14 protein-coding genes are annotated in these 13,806 nt (G+C 63.4%); 6 read left to right on the forward strand and 8 right to left on the reverse strand.

The features are described from left to right. Positions 1 to 204 precede the first annotated feature (204 nt). From alkB to J3A71_RS16380, 3 genes are all read left to right on the forward strand, one after another. On the forward strand, positions 205 to 852 hold the full coding sequence (gene alkB / locus J3A71_RS16370; RefSeq protein ID WP_096426037.1) for a DNA oxidative demethylase AlkB: 648 nt from the start codon (positions 205 to 207) through the stop codon (positions 850 to 852). Positions 853 to 1,018: 166 nt separating this feature from the next. After that, positions 1,019 to 1,306, forward strand: a complete 288-nt coding sequence (locus J3A71_RS16375) for a hypothetical protein (RefSeq protein ID WP_016486751.1) — start codon at positions 1,019 to 1,021, stop codon at positions 1,304 to 1,306. A gap of 86 nt (positions 1,307 to 1,392) precedes the next feature. Next, complete coding sequence (locus J3A71_RS16380; protein ID WP_016486750.1) at positions 1,393 to 2,007, forward strand: Yip1 family protein; 615 nt, start codon at positions 1,393 to 1,395, stop codon at positions 2,005 to 2,007. Positions 2,008 to 2,027: 20 nt separating this feature from the next. On the opposite strand, the gene J3A71_RS16385 is transcribed toward J3A71_RS16380, so the two are convergent. The 4 genes from J3A71_RS16385 to J3A71_RS16400 all read right to left on the reverse strand — a co-directional run bounded on the left by J3A71_RS16385 (position 2,028) and on the right by J3A71_RS16400 (position 5,018). Then, the gene (locus J3A71_RS16385; RefSeq protein ID WP_023047905.1) at positions 2,028 to 2,288 is read right to left on the reverse strand and encodes a DUF1652 domain-containing protein; all 261 of its coding nucleotides are present in this window, start codon (positions 2,286 to 2,288) and stop codon (positions 2,028 to 2,030) included. 222 nt (positions 2,289 to 2,510) lie between these two features. Further along, positions 2,511 to 3,398 (reverse strand): pirin family protein, encoded by an 888-nt coding sequence (locus J3A71_RS16390; protein ID WP_060516393.1) that lies wholly within the window; start codon positions 3,396 to 3,398, stop codon positions 2,511 to 2,513. A gap of 96 nt (positions 3,399 to 3,494) precedes the next feature. Then, positions 3,495 to 4,367, reverse strand: coding sequence for an alpha/beta hydrolase (locus J3A71_RS16395; RefSeq protein ID WP_060516395.1), 873 nt, complete (start codon positions 4,365 to 4,367; stop codon positions 3,495 to 3,497). A 21-nt stretch (positions 4,368 to 4,388) separates the two neighbouring features. Next, on the reverse strand, positions 4,389 to 5,018 hold the full coding sequence (locus J3A71_RS16400; RefSeq protein ID WP_172901732.1) for a LysE family translocator: 630 nt from the start codon (positions 5,016 to 5,018) through the stop codon (positions 4,389 to 4,391). Between the two features lie 124 nt (positions 5,019 to 5,142). Between J3A71_RS16400 and J3A71_RS16405 the strand changes: the two genes are divergently transcribed. Further along, positions 5,143 to 5,622 carry a GNAT family N-acetyltransferase gene (locus J3A71_RS16405; RefSeq protein WP_096426036.1) on the forward strand — a complete coding sequence of 160 codons (480 nt, stop codon included), beginning with the start codon at positions 5,143 to 5,145 and terminating at the stop codon, positions 5,620 to 5,622. 122 nt (positions 5,623 to 5,744) lie between these two features. Here J3A71_RS16405 and J3A71_RS16410 read toward each other — a convergent pair whose 3' ends face one another. The 4 genes from J3A71_RS16410 to J3A71_RS16425 all read right to left on the reverse strand — a co-directional run bounded on the left by J3A71_RS16410 (position 5,745) and on the right by J3A71_RS16425 (position 11,421). Next, positions 5,745 to 6,674, reverse strand: a complete 930-nt coding sequence (locus tag J3A71_RS16410) for an aliphatic sulfonate ABC transporter substrate-binding protein (protein ID WP_096426035.1) — start codon at positions 6,672 to 6,674, stop codon at positions 5,745 to 5,747. 3 nt (positions 6,675 to 6,677) lie between these two features. Beyond that, on the reverse strand, positions 6,678 to 7,721 hold the full coding sequence (gene mgrA / locus J3A71_RS16415; protein WP_016486743.1) for an L-glyceraldehyde 3-phosphate reductase: 1,044 nt from the start codon (positions 7,719 to 7,721) through the stop codon (positions 6,678 to 6,680). Further along, entirely contained in the window at positions 7,718 to 9,052 is a 1,335-nt protein-coding gene (locus J3A71_RS16420) for an LLM class flavin-dependent oxidoreductase (RefSeq protein ID WP_060516399.1), read from the reverse strand. The genes mgrA and J3A71_RS16420 overlap by 4 nt, the downstream gene beginning before the upstream one ends. Before the next feature lie 152 nt (positions 9,053 to 9,204). Further along, a complete protein-coding gene (locus J3A71_RS16425) occupies positions 9,205 to 11,421 on the reverse strand; it encodes a TonB-dependent receptor (protein ID WP_096426034.1) in 2,217 nt (738 codons plus the stop codon). 260 nt (positions 11,422 to 11,681) lie between these two features. Here J3A71_RS16425 and J3A71_RS16430 point away from each other — a divergent pair, with 260 nt between their 5' ends. Next, a complete protein-coding gene (locus J3A71_RS16430) occupies positions 11,682 to 12,728 on the forward strand; it encodes a LacI family DNA-binding transcriptional regulator (RefSeq protein WP_016486740.1) in 1,047 nt (348 codons plus the stop codon). Between the two features lie 84 nt (positions 12,729 to 12,812). Continuing rightward, a complete protein-coding gene (locus tag J3A71_RS16435; RefSeq protein ID WP_016486739.1) occupies positions 12,813 to 13,703 on the forward strand; it encodes a LysR family transcriptional regulator in 891 nt (296 codons plus the stop codon). Positions 13,704 to 13,806 lie beyond the last annotated feature (103 nt).

Here is a 13,806-nt window from a genome sequence, read left to right on the forward strand (position 1 = left end):
TCCCTGGTGCCGCGGTTCCTTTTTCGCTCACACCCTCTGCCCGGTATATGCATTCCCTGCAGGATCAGCCTTGTGCTGCGAAAGGGCCTGCAGGACTGGCACATCGTTGGGAGGCATACCGGCCTCTTCGCCGCACAAGGATGCTCCTGCGGGGATTGCAATTGCAGGGATACAATATCCACTCCCTCGAACCTGTGCGGTGCCATGATCCAGTCCGACCTAGACCTGTTCGGCCCCCAGCCACAACGCCTGGCCAGCCATACCGTGCTTTTGCCCGGCTTCGCCCTGGCCGAAACCGAGCCGCTGCTCGATGCGCTGCGCCCGGTGCTGCGTGCAGCGCCCTTCCGGCACATGCACACGCCCGGTGGCCTACGCATGGCTGTAGACCTGACCAACTGCGGCACCTTGGGTTGGGTGAGTGATGAACAGGGTTACCGCTATAGCCCCAACGATCCGCTCAGTGGCAAGCCGTGGCCTGCACTGCCCCCGGTTCTGCTCGCGCTCGCCGCCCGCGCTGCGGCGCTGGCCGGCTTCGAGGGCTTCGTGCCGGATGCCTGCCTGGTCAACCATTACCTGCCAGGCACACGCTTGAGCCTGCACCAGGACCGCGACGAACGGGACTTCGGGCAGCCGATCGTGTCTGTGTCGCTGGGCCTGCCGGCAGTGTTCCTGTTCGGCGGCCTGCAGCGCGCCGACAAGCCCCGTCGCATCCCCCTGAGCCACGGCGATGTGTTGGTCTGGGGCGGCGAGGACCGCTTGCGCTTTCATGGCGTGCTGCCCATCAAACCCGGCGTGCATCCGCGCATGGGCGAGCGGCGGATCAACCTGACATTGCGCAAGGCGGGGCCCTGAACAGGCCCCGCTTCTACCACCCGGCGCAAAACAAGATGAATTCACATGAAACATGTTGAACATCCAGGCCAGGCAAGCTTCAAATATCAAGCCGCCTTCCTTGCCTGGAGCCTGCCATGTCGAACCCACTTAGCCCCTCAAACCGTTGCCACGGAGCCACTTACCGATGAAGATGCCTGGCCGTGCCCCCAACGCCTCGCTGCAGCTCGATTACGTACGCGACACCCTTTTCGGCCCAGTGGCGCAGAGCGTGGAATGCCAGTGCCAGCTGGCCGATCTCAACCTTCAAGGTCGAGCGGGGCTGCGTCTGCATATCTGCCCGCCGCTGCCTGACAAGGTCGACCGTGCCCACAGTGTGGCCTTCGTCTGGGATGGGCGCAGTTATCATGGGGTGGTTCGCGACAAAGGCAAGTGCGGCGATGGCGGCCTCAACCTGCTGCTCGAGCTACAGTAAGCCGATCAACGGCAGCTAAACCAGCTGAACCGGCCGACCGCGGCGTCTCTCCATAGCAAAAGGGCCTCTGCCCGCCGGAGAATGCCATGAACAGTCCATTGCTCAAGCTCTTCACCCACCCCGCCGACGCCTGGCTGGATATTCGTCGGGCCGAAGAAGACCACCCACAGCAATACCTGCCGCGGCTGCTGGCCTTGGCACTGATACCCGCCGTGTGCCTGTTCATTGGCACGACCACCTTCGGCTGGAGCCTGGCGGCCGAGGAGCGGGTACGCCTTGGCATGGGTAGCGCCGCGCAACTGGCGGGGCTGCTGTATGCCACCACCGTTGTGGGCGTGATGCTGATGGGGGTGATGATCCGCTGGATGTCACGAGGGTTCGACGCACATCCAAGCCTGAGCCAGTGCATCGGTTTTGCCGCCTACTGCGCCACGCCGTGGTTCTTCGCCGGGGTAGTCGGGCTGCTGCCGATTCGCTGGTTGGCCTTCGTCGCGCTAATGGCCGCTTCGGCCTATGCAAGCGTCTTGCTGTATGGCGGTTTGCAGACATTCCTGCGGCTTAAAAAGGAACAGGCAATGCTGTTCGCGACATGCGTGTGGGGCGTGGGGCTTCTGGTTTTGGTAACCCTGCTCGTGGCGATGGTTCTGTTCTGGTTCAACGGCCTGATGCCAGAATACGTGCGCCCGGCCAACCTGGGCTGACCGGGGCAAACCAGGTGCACTCAAGCATGCGACCTGAGTGGCGCCGGGTGGCTGTTGCGCAGCGCATGCAACTGCCCCACGAGGTGGACCAGGTCACGGCAACTGTTAAGGTTGTGCAACGGAACCCCACTGAGGGTCACGCTCTTTTCGAGACTCTGGCCCTGACCCAGGCGGATGGTCAGGTTGGCGCCGTCCGGGCAGCTGACTTCACAGCGGTCGGGCAGGCATGCCTGCTCGATCATCTGCCGCATCTCCAGCATCGAAACTCCAATCAACGACATGGTACGACCCTCTCTGTGCGATGGCCTGTTGTGAGTGAGTACGCCTTTATCGGGCGGGGCGCCAATTGATATTGCCCATGCCCTGGCAGGCGTCCATGCGCCGGGGCAATGATGATGCGGGGAATCCCTTAGCACCTTAGTGGAAGATTGCGCTCGCGGGCCGAGGGTTCGAATGCAAAGCCTGACTTAACGACGAGCGGTGCCGGTATCACTAGCCACGGTTCAATGGCCGGCCCCTTCCCGTTCATCCTGCATCTGCCCAAACCGCCCGGCATGGAAATCGTCGAACGACTCGGCAATCTCCGCCTGGCTGTTCATCACGAATGGACCGTAACCGACGATCGGCTCGTCAATCGGCTCGCCGCTGAGCACCAGCACACTGGTGCCCTCCAGAGCCTGCACGGTGACATCCTCCCCGTCCCGGTCCAGCAGTACCAGGCTGGACGGGCCAGCGTCGCGCTCGCCATTGATGCGCACGTTACCGCGTAACACCACCAGCGCCGCGTTGCGACCGACAGCAACCGGCAGCTGCAAGGCCGTGCCGGCATTGAGCCGCAGGTCCCACACATCCATCGCGGTAAAGGTCCGCGCCGGCCCTGGGTGCCCCTTGTAGTCGCCGGCAATCACCCGCAAGCTACCGGCGTCGCCCTCCAGCGCTACCACCGGGATGTCGCTGGCCAACAGCGTCTGGTAGCCGGCCGCTGCACGTTTGTCACGCGCGGGCAGGTTGACCCACAACTGGACCATTTCCAGGGTACCGCCACTGCGGGCAAAGCCCGGGGAATGGAACTCCTCATGGATGATGCCATTGGCGGCGGTCATCCACTGCACATCACCTGGCCCGATCAGGCCGCCAGCACCCGTGGAGTCACGGTGTTCCAGCTCGCCCTGATAGACGATGGTCACGGTCTCGAAGCCGCGGTGCGGGTGCTGGCCAACGCCGCGCCGCGCCGTGGTCGGGGTGAAGTCATGGGGGCCAGCGTAGTCCAGCAGCAGGAACGGGCTGATCCGGCTGGCCAGGTTGTCGTAAGTGAACAGGCTGCGCACGGGAAAACCATCACCTACCCAATGGGCGTGTGGGCTGCGGTGGATACCCAGAATGTTTTTCATGAGAAGGCTCCTCTCTTGGCTGGGATAACCTTATCAATGATACGAATCAGGCGGTAGACGGGTTATTCGGCATACATCGTTCTACCTATGGAACAGTCAGCCCGGCAAGAAAGCGAGTACCTGCTCGGCCGCCATGGCCGGGTCTTCCTGCATGAAACAGTGCCCACCGGCAACTTGCCGGGCGGTTACATGCCGGTTGAGCGTGGCCAGGCGGTTCACCGAATGTGGCACGAAGGGATACGTCTGTTCGCCATACAGAATCCGTGTCGGCGTGCTGATCGCTGCAAGGCGCGCCCACATGCGTTTGGGGAATGAACTGAAGATTTCCACTTCCCGGCTGGGCCGGCACTTGAGCACCACTGCATCGCCACAATCGCCGATGGCGTGTTCGACATAAGCCTGCAGCGCTGCATCGGTCCAGCCCTTGAAGATGCCCCGCCCTTGCAGCAAGGCTAGCGCTGCCTCGCGATCAGGCCAGTGGCTGCGGCGGCTGGCGGCCTTGCGTGCCAATGCATGACGCTGGTGCAGGCCAACCAGTGCTGCCGCGCCCATCACACCCAGCATGCGACGACTGAACAACACGGGGTCTAGCAACACCGCACGCTCGAACAGCTCAGGTTCAGCGGCCAGGATCAGGCCCGTAAGCACGCCGCCAAAGCTGTGCCCCACGGCAAACCGCGGCACATCGCCGTACTCGCCACGCCCGGCCTGAAAGGCTTCCACTGCCAGCTCGGCAGTACGGTTCCACCCCCGAAACACCCCACCATGGTCACTGTCGCCATGCCCCTGAACGTCGCAAAGCCACAGGTCGAAATGTTCGCCCAGACGCATCAGCAACGGTTGGTAGGCCAGGCAACAGAAGCCATTGCCGTGCAAAAAATGCAGCAACGGCTTGCCACTGACAGGTGTTCGCCAGCCACGCAGGGTGAAACCTTCGGCGCATTCGTGGGACCAGGGTATCAACTGCATCGGCTTGCTTCACTCGCGGGGCTAAGAAAACGCCGATTCTACAAACAGCAGCGGGTAGAGTGAAATCACCAGCAACAAGGCCATCAGGACATTGAACAGCATCAGCCAGCGCGGATTCTGCAATACGTTGCGCAGGGCGCTGCCGAACATTAGCCACACACCGACGCTAGGCAGGTTGACCAAGGCAAACAAGGCGGCGATGACGATCACGTTGGTCACATAGCCTTGCGCCGGTGTGTAGGTGGTAATCGCACCCACCGCCATGACCCAGGCCTTGGGGTTGACCCACTGGAACGCCGCTGCGCCCCAGAACCCCAGCGGCTTGCGGGCGCTCGAGGAGGCCGTGCCGACTGGCCCGGAAGTGGCTATTTTCCAGGCCAGATACAGCAGGTAGGCGGCGCCGGTATAGCGCAGCGCCGTGTACAGCGGCGGCCAGGCCTTGAACACTTCACCCAGGCCCAAGCCCACGGCCAGCACCATGACCATGAAACCGATGCTGATACCCAGGGCATGAGGGACCGAACGACGCACGCCGAAGTTCACCCCCGAGGCCAGTAACATGGTGTTGTTGGGGCCGGGAGTGATGGACGATACAAAGGCAAACAGCACGAAAGCGATCAACAGGTCGGCAGAGGCAAGCATGGCGGGCATTCCACTTTCGTTATAGGTGCTGTCACACTAACGGAGTCGCCCTCTCTAGCGACCGATACAGTTATATTAAATTATTCAGATACACATCACTGTACCGCTAACCCGGATCAAGGAAGCCGTCACCATGAGCCTCACCATTCGCCCAGCCGTTCGCACCGATGCCGAGCAGATCCTGGCCTTCATTACCGAGCTGGCCGAGTATGAACGTGCCCGCCACGAGGTGGTCGCCACCCTGGCCGACATCGAGCACAGCCTGTTCGACGAGGGCAGCACAGTGCGTAGTCTGATGTGCGAACGCGGTGGCCGGGCAGTCGGTTTTGCCGTGTACTTCTACAGCTACTCGACCTGGCTCGGGCGCAACGGTATTTATCTGGAAGACCTGTATGTCACGCCTGAACAGCGTGGCGACGGTGCTGGCCGGCAACTGCTGCGACATATTGCCCGCGAGGCGGTGGCGAACAATTGCGGGCGCCTGGAATGGAGCGTGCTGGACTGGAACGAGCCGGCGATCGGCTTCTATCAGAAGCTGGGGGCCGAGGCGCAGGATGAGTGGGTCCGCTACCGGCTGGATGGCGAGAAGCTGGCGGCATTCGCCCGCGGGTGACACGCTTGCTGATGCGGCCCTATCGCCGGCAAGCCAGCTCCCACAGGTACTGTATAACCCTTTAGGGCACTGCTAATCCTGTGGGAGCTGGCTTGCCGGCGATAGGGCCCGGGCAGGTAAAGTTACTGCCGCCGCCACACTGCCCCGGCAATGTCGACCCGCTTGGGCAGTACCTTGTTGTCGAAGAACAACTGTGCCGTACGCTGCTGCGCCGCCACGATCTCATCACTCACCGGCAGCACGGGTGACGCCGGCCGGTGGCTGAAACTGCGCTGCACCACCGCTTCTGGCAAACCCATGAACTGTGCCAGCACGTGGATGCTCCCAGCCTCGTCGCTGCGGGTAAGTGCCTCGGCCCGGCTGATTTCGTCCAGCAATTGCCCGACAAAGGCGCCATTGGCTTCGACATAGGTGCGTGAACCCAGCATGAACGGCCCAATCAGCCCCAACCCTTGGCCGTCGGCCAGCAGACGCGCCTTACCCTCCAGGTCGATGGCGGAGTAGAACGGGTCCCAGATTGCCCAGGCATCCACGCTGCCCCGCTCGAATGCCGCCCGGGCATCGGCAGGCGCCAGCCACACTGGCTGAACATCACCAATGCTCAGCCCGGCCTTGGCCAAGGCACGCAATAGCAGGTTGTGGGCGCTGGAACCCTTCTGCAGGGCAATACGCTTGCCCTTGAGCTCCCCTACTGCCCTGATTGGGCTGTCTTTCGGCACCAGGATCACTTCAGCCTGCGGCTTGGGCGGCTCGGCCCCCAGGTACAACAGGTCGGCGCCGGCGGCCTGGGCGAAGATCGGCGGAATATCACCGGTAGAGCCAATATCAAGGCTGCCGATGTTCAATGCTTCAAGCATCTGCGGGCCCGCGGGAAACTCGATCCATTGCACGCGGGTGCTGGCAAAGCGTTGCTCCAGCAGCCGATGCTGCTTTGCCAGCACCAGGCTGATCGAGCCCTTCTGATAGCCAATACGCAAGGTGGCCGGGTCTGCGGCCTGGGCCGCGCCGGCCAAGGCCAGCATCAGCAGCATGGCAAAGCGTAGTAAGCGCATGGGTCATTCCTTCCAGTCGGTCGAGGGTTTTTCCCACAAGTTGATCCCGCCTTCCACAGCGTACTGGTCGATGGCGGCCAGTTCTTCGGCCGTGAAGGCCAGGTTGTCGAGCGCGGCCACGTTCTCGGTGATCTGCTCGGGCCGGCTGGCACCAATCAGCGCAGAGCTCACCCTTGGGTCGCGCAGTGTCCAGGCAAGTGCCAGTTGGGCCAGGCTCTGGCCACGCTGGCGGGCAATGTCGTTCAGGGCGCGTGCGCGGGCGATGTTGGCTTGCGACAAGTGCTGGGGCAACAGCGAGCCACCACCCGCACGGTTCACCCGGGCGTCGGTCGGGATGCCATTGAGGTATTTGTCGCTGAGCAGGCCCTGGGCCAGGGCAGTGAATACAATCACCCCGGCACCCAAGGCATCGGTGGTGTCGAGCAGGTCCCGTTCGATCCAGCGGTTGAACAGGTTGTACGACGGCTGGTGGATCAGCAGCGGTACCTTCAGGGCTTGCAGCAACGCCGCAATTTCAGCGGTCTTTCCGGCCGAGTAGGACGAAATGCCGATGTACAGCGCCTTGCCCTGGCGCACGATATCGGCCAGTGCGATGGCCGTTTCTTCCAGCGGGGTATCGGCGTCGAAGCGGTGCGAATAGAAGATGTCAACGTAATCCAGGCCCAGGCGCGCCAGGCTCTGGTCCAGGCTGGCGATCAGGTATTTGCGCGAGCTGCCGCCCTGCCCATAAGGTCCCGGCCACATGTCCCAGCCGGCCTTGCTGGAAATGATCAGCTCGTCACGGTAGCTGCGCAGGTCCTCGCGCAGCAGCCGGCCGAAGTTGGTCTCGGCACTGCCATAGGGCGGGCCGTAGTTGTTGGCCAGGTCGAAATGGTTGATACCGGCATCGAACGCCGTGTGCAGCAAGGCGCGCTGGGTGGTGATGGGCGTGGCATCGCCAAAGTTGTGCCACAGGCCCAGGGACAGGGCCGGCAGCACCAGGCCGCTGCGACCGACACGACGGTAAGGCATGCGCGCATAGCGCTCGGGGTTGGCGGTGTAGCTCATGGTTGGCCTCGTTCGGCAAAGTAAGGGTTGGCTGGGCGCTGCAGGCCCAGGTGCTCGCGCAGGGTGTGGCCCTGGTACTGACGGCGGAACAGGCCGCGCCGCTGCAACTCGGGCACCACCTGCACAGCGAAGTCTTCCAGGCCCAGGGGCAGGTGCGGCACCAGCACGTTGAAGCCATCGGCGCCGCCGCCTTCGAACCAGGCTTGCAGCTCATCGGCGATCTGCGTCGGGGTGCCGACCAGGCTGTAGTGCCCTCGCCCACCGGCGATGCGCCGGCCCAGCTGGGCCAGGGTCAGCTGTTCGTTACCGGCCAGTTCGGTCAGCAGTTGCTGGCGGCTGCGCTGGCCATCCTCGGTAGGCGGCAACGCTGGCAGCGGGCTGTCCAGCGGGTAGCCGGAGAGGTCGAAGTTACCGAGCATGCGCCCGAGCAGGCCAACGCCGACCCGCGGGTCGACCAGCGCCTGGAACTGTTCGTACTTGTCCTCGGCCTGCGCCTGGCTTTGCCCCACCACCACGAACACGCCGGGCATGATCTTCAGCGATTGCTCATCCCGCCCATGACGCGCCAGGCGGCCCTTGAGGTCGGCGTAAAAAGCTTGTGCCCGGGCCAGGCTCGGCTGGGCGGTGAACACCACCTCGGCGCTTTGTGCAGCCAGCTCGCGGCCGGTTTCGGACGAGCCAGCCTGCACCAGCACAGGTCGCCCCTGTGGGGAGCGGGCCACATTGAGTGGGCCTTTGACGCGAAAGTGCTCGCCCACATGGTCAAGGGTACGCACCGCCTGCGGGTGGTGGAACAGGCCACTGGCCTTGTCGCGCACGAACGCATCATCGGCCCAGCTGTCCCAAAGCCCTTGCACCACCTGCTGGAATTCGCGGGCGCGGGCGTAACGCTCGGCATGTGGGATGTGCGTCTGGCGGCCAAAGTTGCCGGCCTCGGCGGCAGCGTCGGAGGTGACCAGGTTCCAGCCGGCACGGCCTGCGGACAGGTGATCCAGCGAGGCGAACTTGCGTGCCACATGGTACGGCTCGTTGTAACTGGTGGTGGCTGTGGCGATCAGGCCGATGCGTTCGGTGACTGCACTCAGCGCCGACAACAGGGTCAGTGGTTCGAAGTACACCGAGCGGGCACTGTGGCTGGCCACCGGGTCGCTGGGCGCGGCGACGCTGTCGGCGACGAACAAGGCATCGAAGCACGCGGCTTCGGCGATTTGTGCGGTGCGCTTGTAGGTGGCGAAATCCAGCGGGTCGGCCGGTACGTCCGGGTGGCGCCAGGCGGCCACGTGGTGACCGGTAGCCATGAGGAAGGCGCCCAGATTCATTTGGCGGGGCATGTTGTTCTCCTTGAAATCTCGATTGGGGCCGCTTTGCGGCCCATCGCCGGCAAGCCGGCTCCCACAGGGAGCACGCAATTCATTCAGGCTGCGCTGTACCTGTGGGCGCTGGCTTGCCGGCGATGAGGCCGGTACAGGCCACAGGCCGCCACTCAGAAATCCTTGCGCAGTTGCACACCGAAGTAGCGCCCGTCATCCCGCGGTACTGAGCGGTAGATGTAGTCGCCGCCACTGGCCAGCATCTGCGCATACGATTTGTCGCCCAGGTTCTTGCCCAACAGGGCTACGCGCCAGCCGTCGTTGTAATCGGCCAGGGCAATGCTGGCGTTCCAGATGCCATAGGCGCCCTGCACGGTGTCCGGGTTCTGGTCGAGGCTGAACTGCACGGCGTCCTGCCAGCTGTAATCGCTGCTCAGCTCCACATCCAGGCCGTTGTCCAGCGGGATCACGTAATCGGCGCGCAGGTAGGTCTTCCAGTCGGGCGTGAACGGCAGGCGACCGCCATCGATGTTGCAGTTGGCCGCCGCACCCGCCGGGCAATTGAAGTGATCGACACGGGCCTTGGTGTAGGCCACGGCTGTCGACAGCTTCAGCCGCGAGGTGGCCTGGAAGCTGGCATCCAGCTCCACACCCTGGGTCTTGACCTTGCCGGCGTTGACCAGGCGGGTTACCACCTGGTTGGCCACGGTGTCGAAGAAGTTGGCCTGGTAGTTGTCGTAGTCGGTATGGAATACGGCCAGGTTGGCGGTCAGGCGATTATCCAGCGCCGTGCTTTTCAAGCCGATTTCGTACGCATCCGACGTTTCGGGCTTGAGTGCCTCGGTGTCGCGCGGCTGCATGTTGAAGAACACGTTATAGGCCGGCCCTTTGTAGCCGCGCGAGTACGTGACATAACCGGTCAGGTTGTCATTGAAATCATATTGCAGGCCGGTCCTTCCGCTCCAGCCGTCCTCGTCAACCGAGCCGGAGCTTGCGGTCGAAGGCTGGATACCGGTCACTGCGCTGGCCGAGGTGGAGACGCGGCGATGATCGTACTCAAGGTCGTCGTGGGTCCAGCGCAGGCCGAAAATGGCACGCAGGTCATCGGTGAAGTTGAAGGTGTTTTCACCGAACAGCGCGACACTGTCGTTGGTGGTGGAATAGTCGGCGCGGCCACGGTTGGCCACGCCGCCATTGACCGACAGGCGCTGGTAGGTCTCGTTGGACGTGCCATGCATGTAGAAGGCGCCCAGCACATATTCGTTGAACTGCCCTTTGGGCGAGGTCAGGCGAAACTCCTGGCTGTACTGGTCATAGTCCACCGTGCCCTTGTCATGGGACGCCGTGATCGGCAGCAAGGCACGCCGGTCGCCGTCCTGGTACTGGGTGTTGTCCCAGCCCCGCCAGGCGCTGATCGACGTCAGGGTGTAGTCGCTCAGCTGCCAGTCCAGTTGCGCCGAAAGCCCCTGGTTCTCGTCCTCGACGTGGGTCTTGAAGTCGCTGTTGATGTCGCGGTTGTGGGCACTTGGCGTCACCGGGCGCAACTGGCTGGCAAATGCGGCACTGGCGCTGGTGATGACGCCGCTGGGCAAGGTGTCCTCGCCCTTCATGTAGTCGGCGATCAGGGTCAGGCGCACGTCTTCGTTGGGCTCGAACTCCAGCTTGCCGCGGGCGCCTTTGCGTGCATAGCCATTGACGTCGTGGCCATTGGCAACGTTCTCGACATTGCCATCGTAGTCGCCCCACAAGGTGCTCAACGAACCCTTGAACTGCTCGCTCAGACGCCCGCCAATCCCAAAACGCAGGCGGTTCTCGTCGCCAGCGCCAAAGTGCGAATAGTCCACATAGCCCTGGGTCTGTTCGGGGACGGCCTTACTGACCACGTTGAGTACACCCGCCGAGGCGTTCTTGCCAAACAGGGTGCCCTGTGGCCCGCGCAATACCTCGATGCGTTCGAGGTCGAGCAGGTCGAGGGTCGACTGCCCCGGGCGGCCGAACACCACGCCATCGACCACCGTCGCCACGGTGGGCTCGACGCCGGGCGAGGTAGAAATGGTGCCCACACCACGGATGAACAGCGAGGTGTCCTTGTTCGAGGCGCCGGCGCGGTAATTGAGGGTAGGCACCTGCTGGACGATGCTGGCAACGTTGTTGCGGTTGTCGCGCTCCAGCTGTTCGCCATCGATAACCGACACCGCCACCGGCACTTCCTGCAGCGTGGCTTCGCGGCGCGTGGCGGTGACGGTGACCGCGCCTAATGCAGCGGCCTGCGCAACCCCCGCTTCGGCCGGTTCGGCTGCTTGGGCACCTTGGCCAAAAGCGGCCAGCAAGATGGCTGCGGCCAATGGCCGACGTTGCGTAGCGGGGAACGGTGTACGGCTTTTGTGCATGGTGCTCACTGCCTCGGGAAACCAGACCAGGCCCCATCTGACGGGGCCGACACGAAGTTGCTGTGGTTGTCTGGTCTCGCTCGTGCGAGTGGCAGGCGGTTGCCAACAGCTGCGCTTGTTAGCGCTAACATTGGCAAGTATCAGAGGGCGTTGCTTAGCACGTCAAATACTTAAAAGTCAGATTGATATGCAATAAAGCTATTTGCCAAGCCACTTCCCGTTAGCGCTACCATCGCGCCATTTCCCCAGGAGGCAGCCCGGTGAGCCAGGCCAAGGATCCCCCCCGCAAGCGCCGTGGCGCAGGCCGTGTCACCCTCGCCGAGGTGGCACGGGCCGCTGAGGTTTCGGCCATCAGCGTGTCGCGCTACTTCAACCAGCCAGACCAGGTTTCGCCGCCTTTACGCGAGCGTATCGAAGCCGCCGTGCAGGCGCTGGGCTATGTGCCCAACCTGGTCGCTGGTGGGCTGGCCTCGGCCCGTGGGCGCATTGTCGGCATGGTGATCCCGAATATCTCCGGGCCGATCTTCGCCCAGACTATCCAGGCGTTCAGCGACACCCTCAGCAGCCACGGCTACCAGTTATTGCTGGCCTCCAGTTATTTCAGCGAAGCGCAAGAAGAAAGCGCAGTACGGGCCTTTCTCGGCTGGTCGCCGGCAGCGTTGGTGGTGACCAGCCATTTCCACAGCCCGGCCACGGAAAAGATGCTGGCCGACGCAGACGTGCCCGTCGTGGAAATCTGGGACTACCGCCCTGAGCGGGCGCCCTTGCAAGTGGGTTTCCTTCATCACCAGGTAGGCGTGCAGGCCTGCCGCTACCTGCTGGACAAGGGCCACCGGCGCATTGCCTTCGTGCAAAACAGTGCGGCCGGCGACCTGAGTGCGCTGGAGCGGCGCGATGGCTATATTGCGGCATTGCATGAAGCCGGGCTGGAGCCTTGGGTGTTCGTGCCCTCAACCGACTGCGCACCGTTCGAGGCGGGCAAGCAGGCAATGGAAGCATTGATTCGTCGCCAGCCACGGCCCGAAGCGATCATCTTCGCCAATGACAACCTGGCTGCCGGCGCCCTCCTGGCGGGCCAGCGCGCCGGTTTGCGCCTGCCCGAAGACATGGCCATCGTCGGCTTTGGCGACTACCCCTTTGCCGACATGCTGTTGCCCAGCCTGACCACCCTGCGCCCGCCCTCGCGGGCAATTGGCGAACTGGCGGCGTTGCGGGTGCTGCAGCACCTGGGGGTGGTAGCGTGTGAGGGTGAGGTGCAACGGCTTAACCTGTTGGCGTGTGAGTTGATTGCCCGCGAGAGCGCGTGAGATGCACAGGCGCTGTGACAACCCGGCCATTGAGGATTATTCTCCTACGGTATGTCCCACCGCCCCAATATGTGAGCGCCGAATATGAAAATCGATGACATGGACGCCTTCGTGGCGGTCATCCGTTGCCAGTCGACCAACCTCGCCGCCGAGGCCCTGCAACTGACCCAGCCGGCCATCACCCGCCGGGTGCAAAACTTCGAGGAAGACCTGGGCGCCACCCTGCTCGACCGCAACACCAAGCCGCTGAAGCCGACCCCCATGGGCCTGCGGGTGTACGAGCAGTGCAAGGCGATCTTGCGTGAGATCGACTCGCTGCGTGAACTGGTGGCCAACGACGGTGCCCCGTCCGGGACCCTGCGCCTGGGCGTGCCGCAAACCCTTGGCGATGTGGTGCTGCTCGATGCCTTGGCACAAATTCGTGAAACCTATCCCGACCTGCGCACCCAGGTCACCAGTGGCTGGGGCAGCAGCCTGATCGCACGCATGGAAAACGGCGAGCTGGATGGCGCCGCGGCACTGTTCCCGCCCGGCAAGATCTTCCCCGAGGGCATCGCCAGCCAGTCGATCGCACGCATGCCGCTGCGCGTGGTGGCGGCCAAGGGCACTGTCGGCAAGCGCAGCCTCAAACTCAAGGACTGCTACACCCGTGGGTGGGTACTCAACCCCGATGGTTGCGGCTTTCGCGCCGGGCTGCAGCGCGCCCTGAGCGAACAGGGGCTGAGACTGTCGATCAACCTGGAGACCTTCGGCACCGAGCTGCAGCTCGGGCTGGTGGCCAATGGGCAAGGGCTTGGGCTGGTGCCCGAGCCCTTGTTGCAGAACAGCCGCCACCGCGATGCACTGGACGTGGTCAATGTGACGGATTTCAAGCCGCAGGTGGATTTGTGGTTGTTCCACCCGCGCTACCTGGGCAACCTGCAGGAGCCGGTTGAGCAGTTTGGCCGGGTGGCAGGGCAGCAACTCTGCGGGTGAGCCGAAAGCGCAAGCGCTTGCGGGAGCGGCCTTGCGTCGCGATTGGGCTGCGCAGCAGCCCTTGGCAACTCAATCGCAATAAAATAACCAACACGCATAACTT

This window comes from Pseudomonas sp. PvP089, from assembly GCF_017875165.1.
Lineage (GTDB): Bacteria > Pseudomonadota > Gammaproteobacteria > Pseudomonadales > Pseudomonadaceae > Aquipseudomonas > Aquipseudomonas fortuita.

Coding starts and splice junctions, on each gene's coding strand:
- alkB (WP_096426037.1), top strand. CDS start 205: ATGATCCAGTCCGACCTAGACCTGTTCGGCCCCCAGCCACAACGCCTG.
- J3A71_RS16375 (WP_016486751.1), top strand. CDS start 1,019: ATGAAGATGCCTGGCCGTGCCCCCAACGCCTCGCTGCAGCTCGATTAC.
- J3A71_RS16380 (WP_016486750.1), top strand. CDS start 1,393: ATGAACAGTCCATTGCTCAAGCTCTTCACCCACCCCGCCGACGCCTGG.
- J3A71_RS16385 (WP_023047905.1), bottom strand. CDS start 2,288: ATGTCGTTGATTGGAGTTTCGATGCTGGAGATGCGGCAGATGATCGAG.
- J3A71_RS16390 (WP_060516393.1), bottom strand. CDS start 3,398: ATGAAAAACATTCTGGGTATCCACCGCAGCCCACACGCCCATTGGGTA.
- J3A71_RS16395 (WP_060516395.1), bottom strand. CDS start 4,367: ATGCAGTTGATACCCTGGTCCCACGAATGCGCCGAAGGTTTCACCCTG.
- J3A71_RS16400 (WP_172901732.1), bottom strand. CDS start 5,018: ATGCCCGCCATGCTTGCCTCTGCCGACCTGTTGATCGCTTTCGTGCTG.
- J3A71_RS16405 (WP_096426036.1), top strand. CDS start 5,143: ATGAGCCTCACCATTCGCCCAGCCGTTCGCACCGATGCCGAGCAGATC.
- J3A71_RS16410 (WP_096426035.1), bottom strand. CDS start 6,674: ATGCGCTTACTACGCTTTGCCATGCTGCTGATGCTGGCCTTGGCCGGC.
- mgrA (WP_016486743.1), bottom strand. CDS start 7,721: ATGAGCTACACCGCCAACCCCGAGCGCTATGCGCGCATGCCTTACCGT.
- J3A71_RS16420 (WP_060516399.1), bottom strand. CDS start 9,052: ATGCCCCGCCAAATGAATCTGGGCGCCTTCCTCATGGCTACCGGTCAC.
- J3A71_RS16425 (WP_096426034.1), bottom strand. CDS start 11,421: ATGCACAAAAGCCGTACACCGTTCCCCGCTACGCAACGTCGGCCATTG.
- J3A71_RS16435 (WP_016486739.1), top strand. CDS start 12,813: ATGAAAATCGATGACATGGACGCCTTCGTGGCGGTCATCCGTTGCCAG.